This window comes from Gordonia sp. ABKF26 (assembly GCF_041103195.1).
GTDB classification, from domain to species: domain Bacteria; phylum Actinomycetota; class Actinomycetes; order Mycobacteriales; family Mycobacteriaceae; genus Gordonia; species Gordonia terrae.
Genome location: NZ_JBGCVZ010000003.1, coordinates 5395305 through 5413640 on the forward strand (window position 1 = coordinate 5395305; position 18336 = coordinate 5413640).

Consider the following 18336-nt stretch of genomic DNA (forward strand, 5'->3'; position numbering starts at 1 on the left):
TCAGTTCACCCGCACCCTCGGATCCAGATAGACGACTGCCAGGTCCGCCAGAATGGCGCCGACGGCCGTCGCGAGGGCACCGAAGGCGGCCACGGCCACGACGCCGTGGACGTCGTTGGTGTTGATCGATGTCACGAAGTAGCGTCCCATGCCCTCCCACCCGAAGATGGTCTCGGTGAGTACGGCGCCGGTGAACACCGCCGGGATGGCGAAGGCGACACCGACCGCGACGGGGATGATGGCCGTGCGCAGGGCATGCCGACGGACCGCGACGCCGCGGGTGAGCCCCTTGGCTCGCGCGGTCCGGACGTAATCGGCGTTCACGGTGTCGAGCACCAGGGATCGCTGCAGCAGGTGCAGGCCGGCGTACTGCACGATCACGAGCGTGATGGTCGGCAAGATGAGGTGCTGGAGGCGGTCGAAGAGCACCGGGAAGAAGCCGTCGATGTCGATGCTCGACGCGCCCGAGACGTAGACGACCGTGTGTCCGACACCCTGATTGAGTGAGATCGCGGCCAGCACGATCCCGAGGCCCACCACGGGGACCGGCAGGTTGATGGCCGCGATCGAGATGAACTGCCACACCCGGTCGGACACCTTGTACTGCCGGAGGGCGGTGTACACGCCCAGGGCGATTCCTGCGATCGTCGAGAGCACTGTGGCCGCTGCGAGGAGTTGCACGGACGAGACCAGCCGGAAACCGATCTCGGAGTTGACGCTCTCACCGACGGGGGTGGAGCCCCAGTTCCAGTGGAGCAGAATCCCGGACAGCCAGTTCCACCATCTCTCCACGAGAGGTGTCTTGTCGTTCAGGTTGTAGGTCTCGAGCGAGGCGTCGACCACGCTCTCCGGCAACGGCGGTCGCCGGAGAGCGTAGTTCGACCGCGGATCGAGAAACCACGTCGCGAGAAAGTAGGTCAGATTGGTCGCGACGAACACCAGTGCGGCCCACGTGACGATGCGCCTGCACAGGTATCCGACCACTCCCGCCCCCGGCGGTCAGGCAGCGCCGCTGAGAGCCTTGTTCTTCAGGTGTTCGTACTCCTGAGGCGTGATGGCTCCCGAATCGAGGAGCGACTTGGCCTCGGTGATCTGCTGGGTCGGCGAGGTACCGGCGACGGACTTGATGTACTCGTCGGAGGCCTGCTTCGCCTGGCTGTAGGCCTCACGCTGACGCTCGGCCATCCCCTTGCCCTTGGCCAGCAGGTACACGATGGCGGTGAGGTATGGGAAGACGATCAGGAAGATCACCCACGCCGCCTTCTGCCAGCCCGAGGCGGCCTTGTCCCGGAACAGGTCGCTGATGATGTGCCACAGGACGATCAGGTAGGCGACGAACGCGAAGATGACGATCGTGTACCAGATGAAGTCCCAGAATGAATCCCACATCGCAGTGTCTCCCTTGTCTAGAAGAATCGGCGTGTTCTCGCCGAGCACATGAACCGATATGAGCATTGCACAGCACCGGGCCGGACACCTTGACGAACTGGAAAGATGTCCGTGAAATCGTGTGGGAGGACAGTGCGGGCGCGACTCCTCCGACCACGCGCCCGTTCGATCATCAACCCGCGAAGGGCGACATGAACTCTCACACTGCGGTCTCCGGCGTCGAACTCGGGCTCGACACGTTCGGGGACATCACCGCCGACGCCGACGGCACCCGGCGTTCCGGCGCCCAGACGCTCCGCGATCTGCTCGAGCAGGCCGTACTCGCCGACGAGGTGGGCGTCGACTTCCTCGGTGTCGGTGAGCATCACCGGGACGACTACGCGGTGTCGGCACCCGAGGTCGTGCTCGGCGCGATCGCGGCGCGCACCACCCGGATGCGCTTGGGTTCGGCGGTGACCGTGCTCAGCTCCGATGATCCGATCCGCGTCTTCCAGCGATTCGCGACGGTCGACGCCCTGTCGTCGGGACGAGCGGAGGTGATTCTCGGTCGCGGATCGTTCACCGAGTCGTTCCCGCTGTTCGGATTCGACCTATCCGACTACGAGGAGTTGTTCAGCGACAAACTCGCCCTGTTCGCCGAACTGCGCACCGGCCGACCCGTGTCGTGGTCGGGTTCGACGCGCGGACCGCTGCAGGCGCAGGCGGTCTACCCCGAACTCGAGAACCCACCCCTGCCGACCTGGATCGCCGTCGGCGGCAGCCCCGAATCGGTGGTGCGCGCCGCGTCGTACGGGCTGCCCCTCATGCTCGCGATCATCGGCGGCGACCCGCTTCGGTTCCAGCCGTACGTCGACCTCTACCACCGCGCCCTGCGCGAGATGGACAAGTCCCCGTTGCCCGTCGGCGTGCATTCGCCGGGCCATGTCGCCGAGACCGACGCCCAGGCACGCGACGAGTTGTGGCCGCATTACCGCGAATACGTCGGTCGCATCGGCCGCGAGCGCGGGTGGCCGCCGCCCACGCACATCGAGTTCGAACGCTCGACCGGACCGGGGGGCTCGCTCTACGTCGGGTCACCCGAGACGGTCGCGCGCAAGATCGCATCCACCGTCCGCGCACTGGGTGTGAGCCGCTTCGATCTGAAGTACTCGCACGGGACACTCGGCCATGCCGAACTGATGCGGAGCATCGAGTTGTACGGGACGCAGGTCATCCCGCGCGTGCGGGAACTGCTCAGCGCCGAGTCAGGGTGAGCTGAAAATCCCCGGCCGGGTCGGTCCAGGTCGCCTCGACGGTCAGGCCGGACGCCTCGAGTTCGCTCTGCAGCGCACCGGGTTCGAACTTGGTGCTGATCTCGGTGTGGATCTCCGTCCCCGCGGGCACCCGCCATGACCGGCCGAGCGCTCCGAAGTAGGCATCGACGTCACGTCGGGCGCGCAACCACATCTCGATGCGGTGCTCGTCGGGATTCCAGCGCGCGATGTGCTCGAAGTCGTCGACGTAGAGCCCGCGCGCATCGAGCCCGGTGCGCAGCACCTCGATCATGTTGCGGTTGAAATCCGCTGTGACACCCGCCCGGTCGTCGTACGCGGCAACCAGACGCCCGGTGTCCTTGATGAGGTCGGTGCCGAGCAGAAAGTAGTCACCGGGCGCGAGTGACGCCGCGAGCCGTCGATAGAACCCGGCGCGGTCGTCGGGTACGAAGTTCCCGATGGTGCCGCCGAGGAACACCGCGAGCCGAGGCCCGTCGGCCGCGGGCAGCTCGAGATCCGGTTCGGTGAAATCGGCGACGACCGGCACGACGTCGATCCCGGGATAGTCGGCCGAGAGCACTTCCGCAGTGGTGGTGAGCATCTCGGTGCTCACGTCGACCGGAACGTAGGTCAGGCGCCGATCGGTGCCCATCGCCGCGCTGAACGCGTCGAGCAACAGGCGCGTCTTCGTCGACGTGCCCGATCCGAGTTCGACGATGACCGCCGCCCCGGTCGTCGCCGCGATCTCCGCGGATCGTGCACGGAGGATGGCGGTCTCGCGGCGCGTCGGGTAGTACTCGTCCAGCCGCGTGATCTCGTCGAACAGCTTGCTGCCCCGCTCGTCGTAGAGCCACTTGGTCGGCAGGGTCGGCGGGTTCTGCCACAGGCCCGACAATGCGTCGGCGGCAAGACCGCTGGTGGTGGTCCCGGAATCGACGCTCGCGTCGCTGTCGAGGGTCATCGGGCGAGTCGCAGCCCCGAGAAGACCCAGCGCGACTGTGCCGGGAAGAAGTTCCGGTAGGTGATCCGCTCGTGGCCGACCGGGGTCACCGCACCGGCACCGCGCAGCACGTGCTGATCGGACATGAACTTGCCGTTGTACTCCCCCACCGCTCCGTTGGCCGGCACGAAACCCGGGTACGGGAGGTAGGCGCTCGCGGTCCACTCCCAGACGTCGCCGACCATTGCAGCACCCGCGCGACCGGGGTGACACCGCTGCGGATCGAGGAGAATTCCGCGTTCGTCGCCCAGCGACGCCGCGGCGATCTCCCACTCGAACTCGGTGGGCAATCGTGCGCCCGCCCATCGCGCGTACGCGTCGGCCTCGTAAAACGAGACATGCAGCACGGGCTCGTCGAGGACGATCGGGCGTCGTCCGGACAGCGTGTAGGTGGTCCACTCCGCGTCCCGGCCGGTGGACCCGGCCCCGGCCTCGTTCCGCCAGTAACCCGGGGCGTCCCAGCCGGTCTCGCGGATCCTCGCCCAGCCGTCGGACAACCAGAACTCGGCACGGCGGTAGCCGTCGTCGGCCATGAACTCCAGCCAGTCCGCATTCGTCACGGCGCGGTCGGCGATCTCGAAGTCCTCCAGGTAGACGCGGTGCCGGGGCCCCTCGTTGTCATAGGAGAACCCGTTGCCCAGAGCACCGACCTCCTGGACGCCGCCGTCGAATCGCCGCCAGCCCAGCGGTTTCGACGTGCCCGGTTCGTCCGGTTCGCGATCGATGTACACCGGGGCGAACACGTTCGTGGAGAACAGATGCTTGATGTCCATGAGCAGAAGCTCCTGGTGCTGCTGCTCGTGATTGCACCCCAGCTCGACGAGCTCGAGGGTCGCGTCGTCCAGAGTCCCGCTCTCGAGCCGATCGACCATGGCAGCGTCGACGTGTTCGCGGTAGCGGGTCACGTCGCGCACTCCGGGCCTGGTGACCAGGCCTCGATCGGGGCGCGGATGTCGTTCTCCGACAGCCTCGTAGTAGCTGTTGAACAGGTAACGGAAGGACTCGTCGTAGACCCGGTATCCGGGATCCTGCCGGAGGATGAACTCCTCGAAGAACCAGGTCACATGTGCCCGATGCCATTTCGCGGGACTGGCCTCGGTCATCGACTGCGGCGTTTGATCCTCGGGTGACAGCCTCGATGCCAACGTGTCGGTCAGCGCACGGACATCGACGAACCGCTGGGCGGCGTCGGTGCGCGAGTTCTGGGTCGGCGACGCCGCGCCGTTCACGGGTACGTCATGCGAGGACTCGGGACGGATCGACGGTTCGGTGATGCTCACTGGAATCCTCCGTGGCAAGAAGGGAGTCGCCGGCGACGTCTTCGCCGATCTCCGCATCCATCGTCACGACGGTTTCCGATCCTGTCAACGAACGCGGCCGAACGCCCCGGTCGCCGCGGTTCGTCAACCAAGGGTTGACGGGGATCGGTCGTCAACCTATGGTTGACGCATGCCTGATACACCTGTCACCATCCGTCTCGACGACCTCATCACCGCGATCCGAAAAGTCCACGACGACCCGCTGGATCAGCTGTCGGACGCCGTCCTCGCCGCCCAGCATCTCGGCGACGTGGCCGACAGCCTGATCGGCCATTTCGTCGACCAGGCACGACGCTCCGGCGCGTCCTGGACATCGATCGGCGCAAGCATGGGGGTGAGCAAACAGGCCGCCCAGAAGCGGTTCGTCGACCGGGTGTCGACGGCGAGCAGCGACGAGGCCCCCGCCGACGACAACCCGTTCTCGCGCTTCACCCCACGCGCGGCGAACGTTCTCATGGCTGCCAACGCAAGCGCGGCCGCCGACCGGGCCGAACACGTGACCCCCGCCCATATCGCGCGGTCCCTCACCGCCGAGCCGACGTCTCTCGTCTTCGTGGTGTTGTCCGAGTTCGGTGTCGACGCAGCCGCGTGGACGACCGCGATCACACCGCTGGTGCCGAGTCCGCGGGACATCCCCGACGCGGAGGCCACCAGCGTGGTGCCCTATGACGAGGCGGCCAAGGCGGTACTCGAGTCGACCGTGGGCGTCGCGGTCGAGCTGGGCCACAACTACATCGGCACCGAACACCTGCTTCTCGGCATGTTCGCCGATGACGGCCTGGCCGGCGCGCTCGGCGGACTGGGGCTGACCCCCGAAGCAATTCGGGGGAAGATCGTCGAGGCGCTCGCGCAGGTCATGGAGCAGACGCCGCCGTCCGATTAGCGCACGGTTCAGGTCCGCGGGAACGACTGCGCCGCAACGCTTTCCTCCAATCGCTTCGGGGTCCGACGGGTGGTGGAGTTCTCGGCGAGACCAAGCGAGCGTCCGGCATTAGCATGCGTTCATGGGTCACGTCATCGTCCACGCATCCGCGGTACCTGCCGGCCACGGCCCGCATCCGGCAGCCAGCCCGTTCGACCGGCGCATCAGCGAGGCCCTCGACGTCACGGCTTTCGAGGTCTACCAGGTGGAGCTCCCACCGGGCTCCGAAACGGTCGACCACGATCACATCGACGATCGCAACGATGACGTCTACGCCGTCATCGCGGGCAGCGGCTGGGTCGTCGTCGACGACGAACCGACGCCGATCGCGCCGGGCCAGTTCATCTCCGTCGATCTGCAGACCCGCCGTCGCCTACGCGCCGGGCCCGACGGGCTGACCGTCATCGCCGTCTGCGCCGAACAGCGCTGAGGAGAGCCAACCCGCCGACAGATCCGCTCTGACCTTGCACCCCCGCATTCCTGCTCGAGCCATCCAGGAGTGAGGCGCCCCGGGGGCCGAACTGACGGGCCGGCATGGTTCGAGCCACACCGGACGACCCACAAACGCGTCGTCACCGCATCGCGGCCTCGATACTGACGATCATCCATTTCTTGAGTCGTGCGGGGGTCCATCCCCGTTCGACGGTGAAGTAGCGATACGTGGCCGGGCTGGTGAGATGGCTGAGGATGTCCGCGAATTCGTCGACCTCGGTGTCCTCGATGAGGTTGCGGTGGACGAACCAGTGACAACCGGTGTGCACGTCGTCGAGCCGGCGGAGTTCGGACCGTTCGAGCTGCTCCCCGATGGCCGGATCGGAATCCGCGGCGAGCGTTGCGGCGTGCCACAGATCTGCGATCCTGCTGTTCGCGGCGAGTATGTGGTCGAGGTAGCGGTCGATGGCCCGGGCCGTGTCGGTCTCCTCCATGATCGCGATGAACTCCGGCCGCTCGAGTAGCGAGACGAACTTCTCGTCGCCGGTGAATCCCCGCTCGAGCACCGCCATCATCAGCGACGCCTTCGAACCCGCCTGGTGGACGGTGCCCACGGCGACACCCGCGCGGTCGGCGATCTGCTGCAGCGTGGTCCGCGAATACCCCTGGGCGACGAACAGCTCTTGGGCGGCATCCAAAATTCTCGTGCGCGTGTGCGCCGCGCTGATCGCACGTTTACGCGGAGTATACGGGCGTCTACTCATGCCGGCCTCCGCTACGGTTGGTGTCGAATTCCATCGATTCTAGCGCGGCGTCGACAAACGTCCCGCGGGAGCGATGGGCGGCACTCATCGGGTACAGCGCCTGATCAGTGACGATACCCCCCAACCACTCGTTCCCCAGCAACCCCGACACATATTCGATAAAGTCTGACTCTATCGAATATACGGAGGCTGGATGTCGACCTACCTGATGTGCAGTACGCCCCTGGCAGGTCATGTCGGACCGGTCATCGCCGTCGGACGCATGCTGGTCGACCGGGGGCACACGGTGATCGTGGTGACCGGTTCGCGTTTCACCGACCAGGTCGCCGCCGCGGGCATGATCCCTCACCCGCTCGACGGCACGGCCGACCTGGACGAACGCGATCCCGACAGCTTCACCCCGGATCGTGATCGCTACCGCGGGCTGACCCTGTCCCGATACCAGGTGCAGTGCACGTTCATCGACCCACTCGCAGATCAGGCTCGCGCGGTGGATTCCGCCCTCCGCGATCACGACGTCGATGCGGTGCTGTGCGACGGCACGTTTGCGGGGATCATCCCGTTGTTGTCGCGCCCCGCGAGTCGGCGGCCGCCCGTGCTCGGCCTCGGCACCATGCCGCTCGCGCAGACGAGCCCCCATGTGGCACCGTTCAACAGCGGCCTGAGACCCATGAACGGCCCGGCCGGGAGAATGCGAAATCGACTCGCACACCTCATGGTCCGACGCGTCCTGTTCGCCTCGACACAGCGACGCGCACGAGAGTTGGCCCGCGGTGCCGGCGGTTCGCTCGACCACTTCGTCCTGGACCTCTCCCGCGCATTCGACAGATTCGTCCAACTGGGGCCCGCCGAGTTCGAGTACCCGCGGCCCGATCTGCCCGCCGGCACCGTGTTCGCGGGGCCGGTGCTCGACCGACGTGCACAGCCCCCGGACGACGCCCGGACGATGCCACCATGGTGGTCGGGGTTGCTCGACGACGACCGCCCGATCGTGCATGTCACGCAGGGCACGCTCGACAACCACGACTTCTCCCAACTCGTCGAACCGACGCTGACGGGGTTGGCCGACATGGACGTCCGGGTCGTCGTCAGCACCGGCGGCGCAGATCCCCGGTCGGTGATCGCGACCGGCAACGCGACCGTCTCGCGATACCTCGACTACGACGCGCTCCTGCCGCGAACCTCGGTCATGATCACCAACGGCGGTTACGGTGGCGTACTGCACGCGCTGAGCCATTCGGTGCCCGTCGTCGTCGCGCCGGGCGGAGAGGACAAACCCGAAGTCGCCGCTCGTGTACGGCATTTCGGCGTCGGAGTGGATCTCGCAACCCGGCGCCCGTCACCCCGGCAGATCTCCGATGCGGTCGCGAGCGTTCTCGCGGACGACGAGTTGACCGGCAGATGCGCCCGCATGGCGCGCGCGATCGCCGCCTACGACCCGGCACGCATCGTGTCCACCCAACTCGAGGACCTGACCACCCCGAACGGCCACCCCACCATCCGAACCACCCGACCGGCGACATCTCAGAGAAGCGATACCCAGGAGGAGCACTGACATGACCGATGCACGAACGGTGATCGACGCGCACATCGACGCGTTCAACACCCGCACCCCCGACGACGAGCCGTGGTCGTCCGACGCCGAATTGATCGCGCCGGGTGGATCATTCGCCGGGAGGGACCAGGTACTCGGGTTCCTGTCGGTCTTCCAGGACGCGTTCCCCGACGGCCGGCTCTCCGTTCACTCCTACGTCGTCGACGCCGAACACGCCTCGGTCGAGGGAGTCTTCGCCGGGGTCCACGACGGCGTGTTGCAGAGCCCGCAGGGCGCGGTCGACCCCACCGGGAGGTCCGTGACGTTCCGGTGGAGCGCAACCTACCGCGTGCGAGGTCCGGAACTCGTGTCCGAGCACCTCTACTTCGACCAGCTCGACTTCCTCGGCCAGTTGGGTCTGCTGCCGGGATGAAACCCGGAGGACCGCGACTCCTGTCAGCCACCCTCATCGCAGCGGCACTGGCACTGTGCACACCGGGGGTCGCCTCCGGGGCCCCGACCGCGACACTGGTGAGAAGTGTTGCGGTCGAGGATCATCGACACGACCTGCTCATCCGTTCACCTTCCATGGGCCGAGAGGTACCGGTCACCGTGCTGCACCCGGCACACGGCAACCCTCGCGGCACGCTCTACCTCCTCGACGGCGGCGGCCACAAGGGAACGGTCAGCGACTGGATCACCGAAGCCCACGTCGATCGCCACTTCCGGAACAAAACGGTCAACGTGGTCATGCCGAGCGGTCAGGGCGCCTTCTATACGAACTGGAACCGCGCGGACCCGAGGTTCGGCCGCCCGCAGTGGGAGACCTTCCTGACGCGCGAACTACCCCCACTCGTCGACCGCCGGTTCCACGGCACCGGCAGAAACGCGATCGCCGGGCTGTCCGCCGGCGGCCAAGCGGCCTTCACACTCGCGGCCCGTCGCCCCGCGCTCTACACCGGCGTCGGTTCGATCAGCGGCTGTCCTCCCACCACCGGTCCGGTCAACGAGTCGCAGATCCGCGCCGCCGTCATCAGAGACGGTGGCGACCCCACGAACATGTGGGGCCCCTGGAACGGGCCGGGGTGGGCCGACCACGACCCGGCGCGTCGACTGGCCGCCCTGCAGGGCAAACACATCTTCATCGCCGCCGGGACCGGCGCACCAAGCCCCCTCGACCGGCTGACCAGGCTCGATCCGGGACGTTCCCGCCTCGAGAAGATCACCACCGGCGCGGTGCTCGAGAGCCTGGTGAACACATGCTCGCGGGACTTCGTCGCCCGGATGCGCGCCGCCGGACTGCACCCCGCCACGCATTTCCGACCCGTCGGCACCCACGCCTGGCCATACTGGGCCCGCGACATCCCCGTCCTGTATTCCGCACTCTCGCCGGGCCTCTGACCGCCTCCCGCGCGGGCCCGGTCTCCGACCGTCGGCGCCCTACTCGGAGGCGTCCGAGATGTAGTGCACAGCAGCCTCTTCCGCGGAGGCCCCGGCTCCGTCGATCCCGGCGTCCTCGGCGACCGCCTCGGCCTCGGTGTCGATGCCGGAGCCCGCATCCGGGGCGATCAGCCGACCCGCTCGGGTATCCCCGACCTCGTCGTCTTCTTCGAACTCTTCGTCGCGGTCGGAATCATGTGCGCGCCAATCGGTCCGAGAACGTTCCTCGGCGGTGATCTCATCCAGCGGGTCCACCGCCCCGACGTCGGGCTCCTCCTCGGCGAGCCTCTCGTCGAGCGTCTCGCCCTCGGCCTGCTCGCGGGAGGTCAGCCCGTGCACCGCGCCCTTGGGCTCGTAGTCGGGCGGTGAGTACCCCTCGTCGAGGACGTCGTCGACCCCGCGGTCGTCGAGGGTGTCCTCGGGCTGGAGCTGATCGTCCTCGTCGAGGCTGTACTCGCCGTCCGAGCCCTCGGGGTTACTGCCGATGTCGTCCTTCATCCTTGCCACGATGCCAGCCCGTCGGTTGCTCCGCCAGGCGCGCAGGTGCGTGGGTCCTTTGTGTGCCGCGACCGCCGGCCGGTTCGGCGAAACGAGTCATGGTGGATCGCGGTATCGGCGACAATCACAAAGGTGATCGAGGAAATGCAGGCCGAGGCCCAGGCGCTGCTCTCGGCCGGTGAATACGACCACGCGCTGGCCGAGTTCTCCGTGCTCCGCGAGATCAGGTCGCGCCGCGAGGGCCCCTACTCGGTGATGTACCTGTCCAATCTGCACGACTGCGTCCGGTGCATGTCGCATCTCATGCTGTGGTCCGACGCCAGTCATCTGTGTCGTGAGTTGTACGGCAAGTACGTCCGCACGCACGGCCGGGCCGAGGCCGACACGGTGGATGTCGCGAAACACTGGGCCTGGGCGCTCGTGCACCTTCACGAGTACCCACCGGCCGTCCGCTTGTATCTGCTCACCGCCGACGCGCTGTGGGAATCCGATCCGGGCCAGGCGCAACGCCTCCTCGGCGCGGCGGTCATCCACCGGCACGACACCGATCCCCTCGCCCTGCTCTCGCCCGGATTCATCGACGGCGTCGGCCTCCGTCACGCGGAGGAGGAACGCGAGACGATCGCACGACTCGTGGCCGCCCTCGCCGACACCGGCGCGGTGTCGACGAGCACGGCCACCATCGACGGCCTGGCTTTCGCCTGAGTCTCAGACGACGTCTCGGCGTCGTCGCCGCATGATGTAGCTGTCGGCGCCCATCCGGCCCGCCGACGTGTACCCGACCGCCAGCAGGCCCGCGATCAGCGCCAGCGGCCACTCGTAACCGCCGTCCATGTTCCAGAACCCGGCGTCCCAGTGCACGAAGACGATCGCACCGATCATGTCCGCGATCAGCAGGGTCGCGACGATCGGCAGCAGCAGTCCGAGGATCAGCAGGATGCCGCCGATCAGCTCGACCCAGGTGGCGTAATAGGCCGCCAGCTCCGGGTAGGGCACGTCCATCCCGCCGGGCCCGAAGGCCACCTTGGTGGCATCCATACCCTGCGTGAACAGCTTCTGCCAACCGTGGGCGATGAAGATGATGCCGAGTATCAGGCGCGCGAGAAACTGCGCCACACTACCGAATCCGCTCATTCCGCACTCCTCGATCGATCGGGCGGGCCGGTTGCGCCGCCGCCAGGTACTCTCTCAGTGTCCGGGACAGCATCGCCCCGTCGCGGGTGAACTGCAGAATCGAGACATCACCACCCAACCGCAACCGCTTCGTGACCGGTCGCAGCGCGTCGCCGACGCGACTCGTCGAAGCGCGTGACCGCACGTCAGCCCGCCGGGCAGAACGGAGTAGGAGTCGAGAGTGCCGGGAAAGTTTGGGCTGGGTTCACGGGGCAATTCCGGGCAACCAGTGTTGGGAGCACCCGCCGACGTCCTCGATCCCTACCTGCCCGACAACGGCAATCTGGGGTATCGGATCTCCCGATACGACCTGGAGCTCGAATACAAGGTCGCCAGCAACCGGCTCGAGGGCACCGCGATCCTGACCGCGACGTCGTACGCCGAGCTCAAACGCTTTACCCTCGACCTGGCGAGTTCGCTCTCGGTGCACCGGGTGTCGGTGAACGACAAGCGCGCCCGCTACTCGCACCGGAACCACAAGCTGACCATCACGCCGGACACTCCGCTCCCCCCGGGTGGAGCCATGACCGTCACGGTCCGGTACCACGGCAGCCCCCACCCGATCCGCGGCCCGTGGGGCGAGGTCGGCTGGGAGGAGCTGACCGACGGTGCGCTCTGCGCGAACCAACCCAACGGGGCGGCATCGTGGTTCCCGTGCGATGACCACCCGAGCGCCAAGGCGCCGTACCGGATCTCGATCACCACCGACAGTCCGTACCACGCGCTGGCGAACGGCGTGCTGGAGTCCAAACGAGTCCGCGCCGCACACACCACCTGGGTGTACGAGCAGGTGGAGCCGATGCCCACCTACTTGGCGTCGATCCAGATCGGCCAATACAAACAGATCTCGTTGGCGTCCAAGCCGATTCCGGTCTCGGGTCTGGTTCCCGCGCGCCTCGAGGAGAACTTCGGCATCGACTTCGGCAAGCAGACCGAGATGGTCTCGGCGTTCATCGAGATGTTCGGGCCCTATCCCTTCCCGCTGTACACCGTCGTGGTGACCGATGACGAGCTCGAGATCCCCATCGAGGCACAGAGTTTCTCCACCTTCGGCGCGAACCACTGTGACGGCAGCCGGCATGCCGAGCGGTTGATCGCCCACGAACTCGCACATCAGTGGTTCGGCAACTCGGTGACCGCGGCCCGGTGGCGCGACATCTGGCTCCACGAGGGTTTCGCCTGTTACGCCGAGTGGCTGTGGAGTCAGCACTCGGGTGGCCGGAGCGCCGACGAGTGGGCGCGTCACTACTACGCGAAACTCGAATCGTCCCCGGTGCGTGTGCCACTCGCCGATCCCGGCCCTCGCAAGATGTTCGACGACTGGATCTACAAGCGCGGCGCACTCACCCTGCACGCACTGCGGCTGACCCTCGGCGACGGAGACTTCTTCGCACTCTTGCAGCGATGGACCGACAAGCACCGCTACGGCTCGGTGACCACCGAGGACTTCATGGCGCTCGCCGCGACCCAGTCGTCGACGCCACTCAAGCAACTCTGGGACGACTGGCTGTTCACGCCCGAACTGCCGCCGTTCCCTGGTCCCTCCTGACCGTTCGATGACGACCGATCCGACGACGCCGGGTCCCGACCCGAGTGCGGCGGTCCCGTCCGGTGACATGTCCGCCCGTTCGCTGGGTCGGGTCACGATCGCGACGGTTGTCGCGGCCGCGTCGGGATATGCCGTCATGCTCTTGGCGGCCCGCCATCTCGGCGCCGTCGGTTATGGCGTGTTCGCCGTGTTCTGGGCCGCGTATGGGCTGGTGACCGGCGCGCAGAACGGACAGCTGCAGGAGACCACCCGAACGGTGCGAACCGCGGCGTCGGAGGGCCTCGCCCGGTCGCGGCCGCTGCTGGTGAACACGGGCATCGGTGTGGGCCTTGCCGTTCTCGTCCTGGTGTCGTCACCGCTGTGGAGCGGCCGGGTGTTCACCGCGGACCGCGGACTGTCGGTGCTGCTGCTCGCCGTGGGCGTGGCGAGCTTCGCGGTCTACGCCCACCTGTGTGGCGCATTGTCGGGACGACTGAACTGGTCGTCGTTCGCGATGTTGTTGTCGATCGACGCGCTGATCCGGCTCGCCGGTGCCGGGATCGTGGTGGCAGCCGGCTGGGGCACCACCGCGTTCCTCGTCGTCACCGTCATCGGTTCCGTGTCGTGGTGCGTGGTCCTGACGGTCTCGGCGACAGCCCGCCGCGCGATCGGCGTTGCCGGCGACATCCCGCCTCGGAGCCTGACGGTCAACACCCTGACCGCGATGGCCGCCGCAGCGGCGAGTGCCGTCCTCGTCATGGGGTTCCCGGTCCTCATCAACCTCACCACCGACCTGCGCGGCGGGTCCGACGCCGACGACACCCGGACGATCGGCGCACTGATCCTCGCCGTCACCCTGACGCGCGCGCCGCTGCTGGTGCCGCTCAACAGCTTTCAGGGCGTTCTGATCTCGCGATTCGTCGATGGCCGGGACCGTCGGCTCGCCTCGCTCGGTGTCCCACTCGGGATCGTCGCCGCGGTCGGCGGGGTGGGGGTCCTCGCTGCGTGGCTGCTCGGTCCGTGGTTGCTGAGGTCGGTGTTCGGGGCTGATTTCGATCTCGACGGGCTGGTCGTGGCCGCCCTGACACTCGGCGCGACCTGCCTGGCTCTTCTGACGGTGACCGGCGCCGCCGCGATCGCCGCGGGCGCCCACCGCTGGTATGCGGCCGGTTGGTGGGTGGCGACCCTCGTGGCGGTTGCGATGCTCCTGCTGCCGTTCGACGTCGCGACCCGGACCTGCGTCGCCCTCGTCGTCGGTCCGCTGATCGGGCTCGGTGTGCATCTGGTCGGGGTACTGCGGGCCTGACCGCCCCACCCCCTGCTCCCTCATCCGAGAGAGCGACCCCCCTGCTCCCCCAAGAGGGCGACCCACCCCCTGCTCCCTGAGGAGCGCCCGGAGCCTGCGGAGGGCGCGTCACGAAGGGTCTCGCAAGGCGTCTCACCAGGCCCTTCGTGGCTCGTCGCTTGCGCTCCTCGCACCTCAGGGGCCAGAGGGTATGCGTTTCTTTCGGATTAGGGACCTGTGGGTGTGTGGTTGTTTCGAGTCAGGGAGCAGGGGCTGGGCTCGTGAGCGAAAGGTGCTAGCTCCCGGAAGACCCCCGCAGCCGGCCGATCCCCGCGCCCACGCGGGCCGAGAGGTGGTTCAGCCTCGACGTCGCGTGCCACCTCGCGGCGCGTGCCGCCTTCGGCCAACCGCGCGCGGCGCATCGCTGCGCTTCCTCCGCGAAGAAGCGGTTCTCCTCGGCGAACCGCCGGCCGTCGACCGCCTGGATCGAACTCACCGACGCGCTGTGTCTGCGGTAGGAGAAGACCACCTCAGGGTCGTAGACCAGTGAGCCGTCGGCGCTCGCGAGATCGACGAGAAGCGCCAGGTCGAGGACGATCTCGAGTCTCGGACGGAACCCGACCTCGCGGACGGCGGCGGTTCGCCACAGCAGGGACGGGAAATATGTCCAGTTGCCGTGGTAGAGCGTCGTCGCGAGCCGCTCCCCTTCCAGCACGGTCGCGCGCGGCGGCGCGAGGATCGACTTGATCCGGTCACCCAGCGGCGTGACGGCCTGACCGTTCTCGTCGATGACGTCGACACCGGGCGCGATGACCGCGGCATCGGGGTGGTGGCCGGCCAGCGTGCGGACGGTGCTCAGGTAGTCCCGGTGCATGAGGTCGTCGCATCCCATGACGACGAACCAGCCGGCGGTCACCAGGTCGACGCAGCGTCGGAAGTTCCCGTTCACGCCGAGGTTGGTCTCGTTGCGCAGGTAGTGGACCCGGGCATCGCCGAGCGACTCCAGCCACCGTCGGGGCGTCGGATCCGGGTAACAGTCGTCGACGACCACCAGGCGCAACTCCGGGTCGCTCTGCTCGAGAACGCTGGTCACGGCCTGCTGAAATCGGGCGACGTCGCCGTAGAACGGCATCATCACGTCGATCGTCACCGGACAAGACTAACCAGGTCCGAACCCCCTGCCGCGCAGGAGGCGTGCCGGACGACAGGCACCACGTGGGAGCGGGTTAGGGTTGGTGACCATGGCCGACCCCAGTACCAACGCCGACGTGTGGCTGGTGGTACCCGTGTTCAACGAGGGCCAGGTCGTCCGCGAGGTGGCCGCCAAGGCCCGCGAGACGTTTCCCAACATCGTCTGCGTCGACGACGGCAGTTCGGACAACTCGGCCGAGGAGATCCGGGCCGCAGGCGTGCATCTGGTGCGCCACCCCGTGAACCTCGGTCAGGGCGCCGCCATCCAGACCGGCGTCGAATATGCGCGTCGCCGGCCGGGGGCCCGGTTCTTCGTGACGTTCGATGCCGACGGCCAGCATCAGGTCGACGACGTCTCGGCGATGATCGAGCGGTTGCGACGCGAGCCGGTCGACATCATCGTCGGAACCCGCTTCGCCGACGGCCGAAGCGAGTCGGTTCCGTTGCTGCGCCGAATGGCGTTGCGCACCATCGTGTTCCTGAGTCCGCGCACCCGTCGCCTCGGATTGTCCGACGCGCACAACGGGCTTCGCGCTTTCAACAAGACCGTGGCCGATGAGCTCGATCTCCTCATGAGCGGGATGAGCCACGCGTCGGAGTTCATCGCGCTGATCGATCACCACCGGTGGCGGGTGGCCGAACAACCGGTGACGATCCTCTACACCGACTATTCGCGCGCGAAGGGTCAGTCGCTGATCAACGGGGTCAACATCGTCGCCGATGGGCTCTTCCACACGCGGATGAGGAAGTGAGGCCTCGATGATCTGGTTCCAGATCCTCGCGATCCTCGGTCTGGTCGCGCTCGTCGGTTTCTTCGTGGTGAACCGCGGAACGGCCCGCGCATCGGCGGGTGTCAAGCTGCTGTTCGTCGCGTTCATCGGATTCGGCCTCTACGCGATGCTGCGTCAGGACGATGTCACCTGGGTCGCCAACAAGATCGGCATCCAGCGCGGCCTCGACCTGGTGCTGTTCCTGTTGGTCATCGCGTTCGCGTTCACCACGGTGTCGACGTATCTGCGGTTCCGCGATCTCGAGGTCAGATACGCGCGACTGGCCCGCGCCATCGCGCTGCAGGACGCCGAGCGGGAGCACCGGGGCGGACCAGGAGACTAGCGTCCGACCGTCACCTGCCGAGCCGTTGCACCCGCCGACTCGGGTTGTTCGTTGTCATCATCGACGGCAGAACGCCTTACGGTCGTGGCCACCTGAAACATGCTGGCGACGATGGAGGCGTACAGAACGAGCTCGCCGAAGTTGCCGAGCCAGAGAACCGACATACCGGCCGCCGCGGTGACCAGCATCGTGACCGACCCGATGAGCAGCCAGCACGATCGGGCCTGACGCCAGGCGGACACACCGATCGCGATGAGCAGCAGCACGGTGCCCAACGCCGGGATCGGCGGGCCGGCAGCGGCCGCGTTGGCGTACCGCAGCGCGTCGCCGTCAGTCGCCGGCGTCAGATCCAGCGCCACGAACAGTTCGACGATCCCGACGACCACGAGCGCGGTGACCAGGAAGGTCCCCAGCAAGAGTGTGCGCCGACTCCACCGCACGCCCAGGCGCCACGCCAGCACTGCCGCAGCCACCACGATCAGCGGTGTCATCAGACCGTGAATCCAGAAGCGCGGCAGGTTGATCGCGTGGAGCACGTCGCCGAATCCGACCATGCGTCCGACCGCGACCGCGACATTGTCGAACGTCAGCGCAACCCCGAGGAGGACCACGAGCCAGGTCACCGCCCCGCACGATCTCCTCAGGTGGAGCGCACACGCGGTCAACGCGACCATCCCCAGCCCTATCGCGGCCATGATCGCCGAATTTCCCAACAGTTCCGAGAGCATCCGCTCGCCACCTCCCAACACTCAGCCTACTGAACGATTCGGAGACCCGAGGCCGGCGGACGGGTCGCCCGAGGAGCTTCGCATTCACCCTTGCGTCTACGTATACATCTACTTATAGTTGGCGCATGCCCAACAAGACCATCTACGTCTCCGACGAGGACATCAAGGTCCTCGAACGCGCTCAACAGGTGTCGGGGGGCAACCTCTCCGGCGCGGTCGTCGAAGCGTTGCGCGCCTACGTCCGAGCGGCCGATTACCGCGACGCGGGCTACGAGGAGGTGGTTCTGCGGGACGGACCCGACGGCGTCCGACGCAAGCGATTCTTCGGTCGACTCTTGGCCGAGGAGACCGAGTACGACGAGGCCACCGGCAACGCGACGAAATTGAGCTCCTACGAGGGCCGCACGGGCAAGATCGTCCTCGCGGTCCACCACGTCGACTGGATGAACTACGGGGTGACACATCGGCAGAAGACCGGCAACTGGCTGAAGGATCTGACCGGCCTGCCCAGCGTCCGCAGCCTGTTCACCGCCGACCTCCCCGACTGGGGCGACTACCGCGTCGACATCGTCGACACCGCCGAGCAACTCAAACCTCTTGTCCCCGAGCGGTTCTACGCGCGCACCGCAGCCGCCCTCCGACCCGAGGTCGAAGACCTGGACGTGTGACAGTCGAAGACCTGGACGTGTGACAGTCGAAGACCCTTCGTGACGCTTCGCTCCTCAGGGAGCAGGGGTAATCCCACCCGACCGACCCGCTAGCACAAC

At 67.2% G+C, this 18336-nt stretch carries 21 protein-coding genes; 12 read left to right on the plus strand and 9 right to left on the minus strand.

What is annotated here, in order from left to right; genetic code table 11:
* A complete protein-coding gene (locus AB4Z55_RS25035; protein ID WP_369520860.1) occupies positions 1–984 on the minus strand; it encodes an ABC transporter permease in 984 nt (327 codons plus the stop codon).
* Between the two features lie 15 nt (positions 985–999).
* Positions 1000–1389, minus strand: coding sequence for an SHOCT domain-containing protein (locus AB4Z55_RS25040; RefSeq protein ID WP_004019720.1), 390 nt, complete (start codon positions 1387–1389; stop codon positions 1000–1002).
* A gap of 191 nt (positions 1390–1580) precedes the next feature.
* On the opposite strand from AB4Z55_RS25040, the gene AB4Z55_RS25045 reads away from it, so the two are divergent.
* Positions 1581–2642 carry an LLM class flavin-dependent oxidoreductase gene (locus tag AB4Z55_RS25045; protein ID WP_239401856.1) on the plus strand — a complete coding sequence of 354 codons (1062 nt, stop codon included), beginning with the start codon at positions 1581–1583 and terminating at the stop codon, positions 2640–2642.
* Here AB4Z55_RS25045 and egtD read toward each other — a convergent pair.
* Positions 2623–3603, minus strand: a complete 981-nt coding sequence (egtD, locus tag AB4Z55_RS25050) for an L-histidine N(alpha)-methyltransferase (protein ID WP_354561339.1) — start codon at positions 3601–3603, stop codon at positions 2623–2625. The two genes, AB4Z55_RS25045 and egtD, sit on opposite strands and share 20 nt — an antisense overlap.
* Entirely contained in the window at positions 3600–4871 is a 1272-nt protein-coding gene (gene egtB, locus AB4Z55_RS25055) for an ergothioneine biosynthesis protein EgtB (RefSeq protein WP_239402175.1), read from the minus strand. The genes egtD and egtB overlap by 4 nt, the downstream gene beginning before the upstream one ends.
* Before the next feature lie 220 nt (positions 4872–5091).
* On the opposite strand from egtB, the gene AB4Z55_RS25060 reads away from it, so the two are divergent.
* The gene (locus tag AB4Z55_RS25060) at positions 5092–5844 is read left to right on the plus strand and encodes a Clp protease N-terminal domain-containing protein (protein WP_239401860.1); all 753 of its coding nucleotides are present in this window, start codon (positions 5092–5094) and stop codon (positions 5842–5844) included.
* Positions 5845–5965: 121 nt separating this feature from the next.
* Positions 5966–6313: a cupin gene (locus AB4Z55_RS25065; protein ID WP_369520861.1), complete on the plus strand. Its 348-nt coding sequence runs from the start codon at positions 5966–5968 to the stop codon at positions 6311–6313.
* Between the two features lie 142 nt (positions 6314–6455).
* On the opposite strand, the gene AB4Z55_RS25070 is transcribed toward AB4Z55_RS25065, so the two are convergent.
* Complete coding sequence (locus tag AB4Z55_RS25070) at positions 6456–7079, minus strand: TetR/AcrR family transcriptional regulator (protein ID WP_369520862.1); 624 nt, start codon at positions 7077–7079, stop codon at positions 6456–6458.
* 193 nt (positions 7080–7272) lie between these two features.
* Between AB4Z55_RS25070 and AB4Z55_RS25075 the strand changes: the two genes are divergently transcribed.
* From AB4Z55_RS25075 to AB4Z55_RS25085, 3 genes are read left to right on the plus strand one after another with little or no spacing between them, the layout of a single operon-like run.
* A complete protein-coding gene (locus AB4Z55_RS25075) occupies positions 7273–8634 on the plus strand; it encodes a glycosyltransferase (RefSeq protein WP_369520863.1) in 1362 nt (453 codons plus the stop codon).
* Position 8635: 1 nt separating this feature from the next.
* A complete protein-coding gene (locus tag AB4Z55_RS25080) occupies positions 8636–9046 on the plus strand; it encodes an ester cyclase (RefSeq protein ID WP_369520864.1) in 411 nt (136 codons plus the stop codon).
* The gene (locus tag AB4Z55_RS25085; RefSeq protein WP_369520865.1) at positions 9043–10014 is read left to right on the plus strand and encodes an alpha/beta hydrolase; all 972 of its coding nucleotides are present in this window, start codon (positions 9043–9045) and stop codon (positions 10012–10014) included. Before AB4Z55_RS25080 ends, AB4Z55_RS25085 begins: the two co-directional genes overlap by 4 nt.
* Positions 10015–10053: 39 nt before the next feature.
* Here AB4Z55_RS25085 and AB4Z55_RS25090 read toward each other — a convergent pair whose 3' ends face one another.
* Complete coding sequence (locus AB4Z55_RS25090) at positions 10054–10551, minus strand: DUF5709 domain-containing protein (RefSeq protein WP_369520866.1); 498 nt, start codon at positions 10549–10551, stop codon at positions 10054–10056.
* Positions 10552–10683: 132 nt separating this feature from the next.
* On the opposite strand from AB4Z55_RS25090, the gene AB4Z55_RS25095 reads away from it, so the two are divergent.
* On the plus strand, positions 10684–11256 hold the full coding sequence (locus tag AB4Z55_RS25095) for a hypothetical protein (RefSeq protein ID WP_369520867.1): 573 nt from the start codon (positions 10684–10686) through the stop codon (positions 11254–11256).
* Positions 11257–11259: 3 nt separating this feature from the next.
* On the opposite strand, the gene AB4Z55_RS25100 is transcribed toward AB4Z55_RS25095, so the two are convergent.
* Positions 11260–11685, minus strand: a complete 426-nt coding sequence (locus AB4Z55_RS25100) for a DoxX family protein (protein ID WP_004019708.1) — start codon at positions 11683–11685, stop codon at positions 11260–11262.
* 220 nt (positions 11686–11905) lie between these two features.
* Here AB4Z55_RS25100 and AB4Z55_RS25105 point away from each other — a divergent pair, with 220 nt between their 5' ends.
* Positions 11906–13273, plus strand: coding sequence for a M1 family metallopeptidase (locus tag AB4Z55_RS25105; RefSeq protein ID WP_004019707.1), 1368 nt, complete (start codon positions 11906–11908; stop codon positions 13271–13273).
* Between the two features lie 7 nt (positions 13274–13280).
* Positions 13281–14558 (plus strand): lipopolysaccharide biosynthesis protein, encoded by a 1278-nt coding sequence (locus AB4Z55_RS25110; protein WP_369520868.1) that lies wholly within the window; start codon positions 13281–13283, stop codon positions 14556–14558.
* Positions 14559–14832: 274 nt separating this feature from the next.
* On the opposite strand, the gene AB4Z55_RS25115 is transcribed toward AB4Z55_RS25110, so the two are convergent.
* Positions 14833–15687 (minus strand): glycosyltransferase family 2 protein, encoded by an 855-nt coding sequence (locus tag AB4Z55_RS25115; protein WP_369520869.1) that lies wholly within the window; start codon positions 15685–15687, stop codon positions 14833–14835.
* Between the two features lie 91 nt (positions 15688–15778).
* Here AB4Z55_RS25115 and AB4Z55_RS25120 point away from each other — a divergent pair, with 91 nt between their 5' ends.
* Positions 15779–16480 carry a glycosyltransferase family 2 protein gene (locus AB4Z55_RS25120; protein ID WP_369520870.1) on the plus strand — a complete coding sequence of 234 codons (702 nt, stop codon included), beginning with the start codon at positions 15779–15781 and terminating at the stop codon, positions 16478–16480.
* 7 nt (positions 16481–16487) lie between these two features.
* The gene (locus AB4Z55_RS25125) at positions 16488–16841 is read left to right on the plus strand and encodes a DUF2304 domain-containing protein (protein WP_369520871.1); all 354 of its coding nucleotides are present in this window, start codon (positions 16488–16490) and stop codon (positions 16839–16841) included.
* Here the strand turns inward: AB4Z55_RS25125 and AB4Z55_RS25130 are convergent.
* Positions 16838–17569: a hypothetical protein gene (locus AB4Z55_RS25130; RefSeq protein ID WP_369520872.1), complete on the minus strand. Its 732-nt coding sequence runs from the start codon at positions 17567–17569 to the stop codon at positions 16838–16840. The genes AB4Z55_RS25125 and AB4Z55_RS25130 overlap by 4 nt on opposite strands.
* A gap of 125 nt (positions 17570–17694) precedes the next feature.
* On the opposite strand from AB4Z55_RS25130, the gene AB4Z55_RS25135 reads away from it, so the two are divergent.
* Positions 17695–18237, plus strand: coding sequence for an EXLDI protein (locus AB4Z55_RS25135; RefSeq protein ID WP_004023611.1), 543 nt, complete (start codon positions 17695–17697; stop codon positions 18235–18237).
* The last annotated feature ends 99 nt before the right edge of the window (positions 18238–18336 follow it).

Coding starts and splice junctions, on each gene's coding strand:
- AB4Z55_RS25135 (WP_004023611.1), top strand. CDS start 17,695: ATGCCCAACAAGACCATCTACGTCTCCGACGAGGACATCAAGGTCCTC.
- AB4Z55_RS25120 (WP_369520870.1), top strand. CDS start 15,779: ATGGCCGACCCCAGTACCAACGCCGACGTGTGGCTGGTGGTACCCGTG.
- AB4Z55_RS25045 (WP_239401856.1), top strand. CDS start 1,581: ATGAACTCTCACACTGCGGTCTCCGGCGTCGAACTCGGGCTCGACACG.
- AB4Z55_RS25130 (WP_369520872.1), bottom strand. CDS start 17,569: ATGCTCTCGGAACTGTTGGGAAATTCGGCGATCATGGCCGCGATAGGG.
- AB4Z55_RS25075 (WP_369520863.1), top strand. CDS start 7,273: ATGTCGACCTACCTGATGTGCAGTACGCCCCTGGCAGGTCATGTCGGA.
- egtD (WP_354561339.1), bottom strand. CDS start 3,603: ATGACCCTCGACAGCGACGCGAGCGTCGATTCCGGGACCACCACCAGC.
- AB4Z55_RS25085 (WP_369520865.1), top strand. CDS start 9,043: ATGAAACCCGGAGGACCGCGACTCCTGTCAGCCACCCTCATCGCAGCG.
- AB4Z55_RS25065 (WP_369520861.1), top strand. CDS start 5,966: ATGGGTCACGTCATCGTCCACGCATCCGCGGTACCTGCCGGCCACGGC.
- AB4Z55_RS25080 (WP_369520864.1), top strand. CDS start 8,636: ATGACCGATGCACGAACGGTGATCGACGCGCACATCGACGCGTTCAAC.
- AB4Z55_RS25100 (WP_004019708.1), bottom strand. CDS start 11,685: ATGAGCGGATTCGGTAGTGTGGCGCAGTTTCTCGCGCGCCTGATACTC.
- AB4Z55_RS25070 (WP_369520862.1), bottom strand. CDS start 7,079: ATGAGTAGACGCCCGTATACTCCGCGTAAACGTGCGATCAGCGCGGCG.
- AB4Z55_RS25040 (WP_004019720.1), bottom strand. CDS start 1,389: ATGTGGGATTCATTCTGGGACTTCATCTGGTACACGATCGTCATCTTC.
- AB4Z55_RS25090 (WP_369520866.1), bottom strand. CDS start 10,551: ATGAAGGACGACATCGGCAGTAACCCCGAGGGCTCGGACGGCGAGTAC.
- AB4Z55_RS25110 (WP_369520868.1), top strand. CDS start 13,281: ATGACGACCGATCCGACGACGCCGGGTCCCGACCCGAGTGCGGCGGTC.
- AB4Z55_RS25060 (WP_239401860.1), top strand. CDS start 5,092: ATGCCTGATACACCTGTCACCATCCGTCTCGACGACCTCATCACCGCG.
- AB4Z55_RS25125 (WP_369520871.1), top strand. CDS start 16,488: ATGATCTGGTTCCAGATCCTCGCGATCCTCGGTCTGGTCGCGCTCGTC.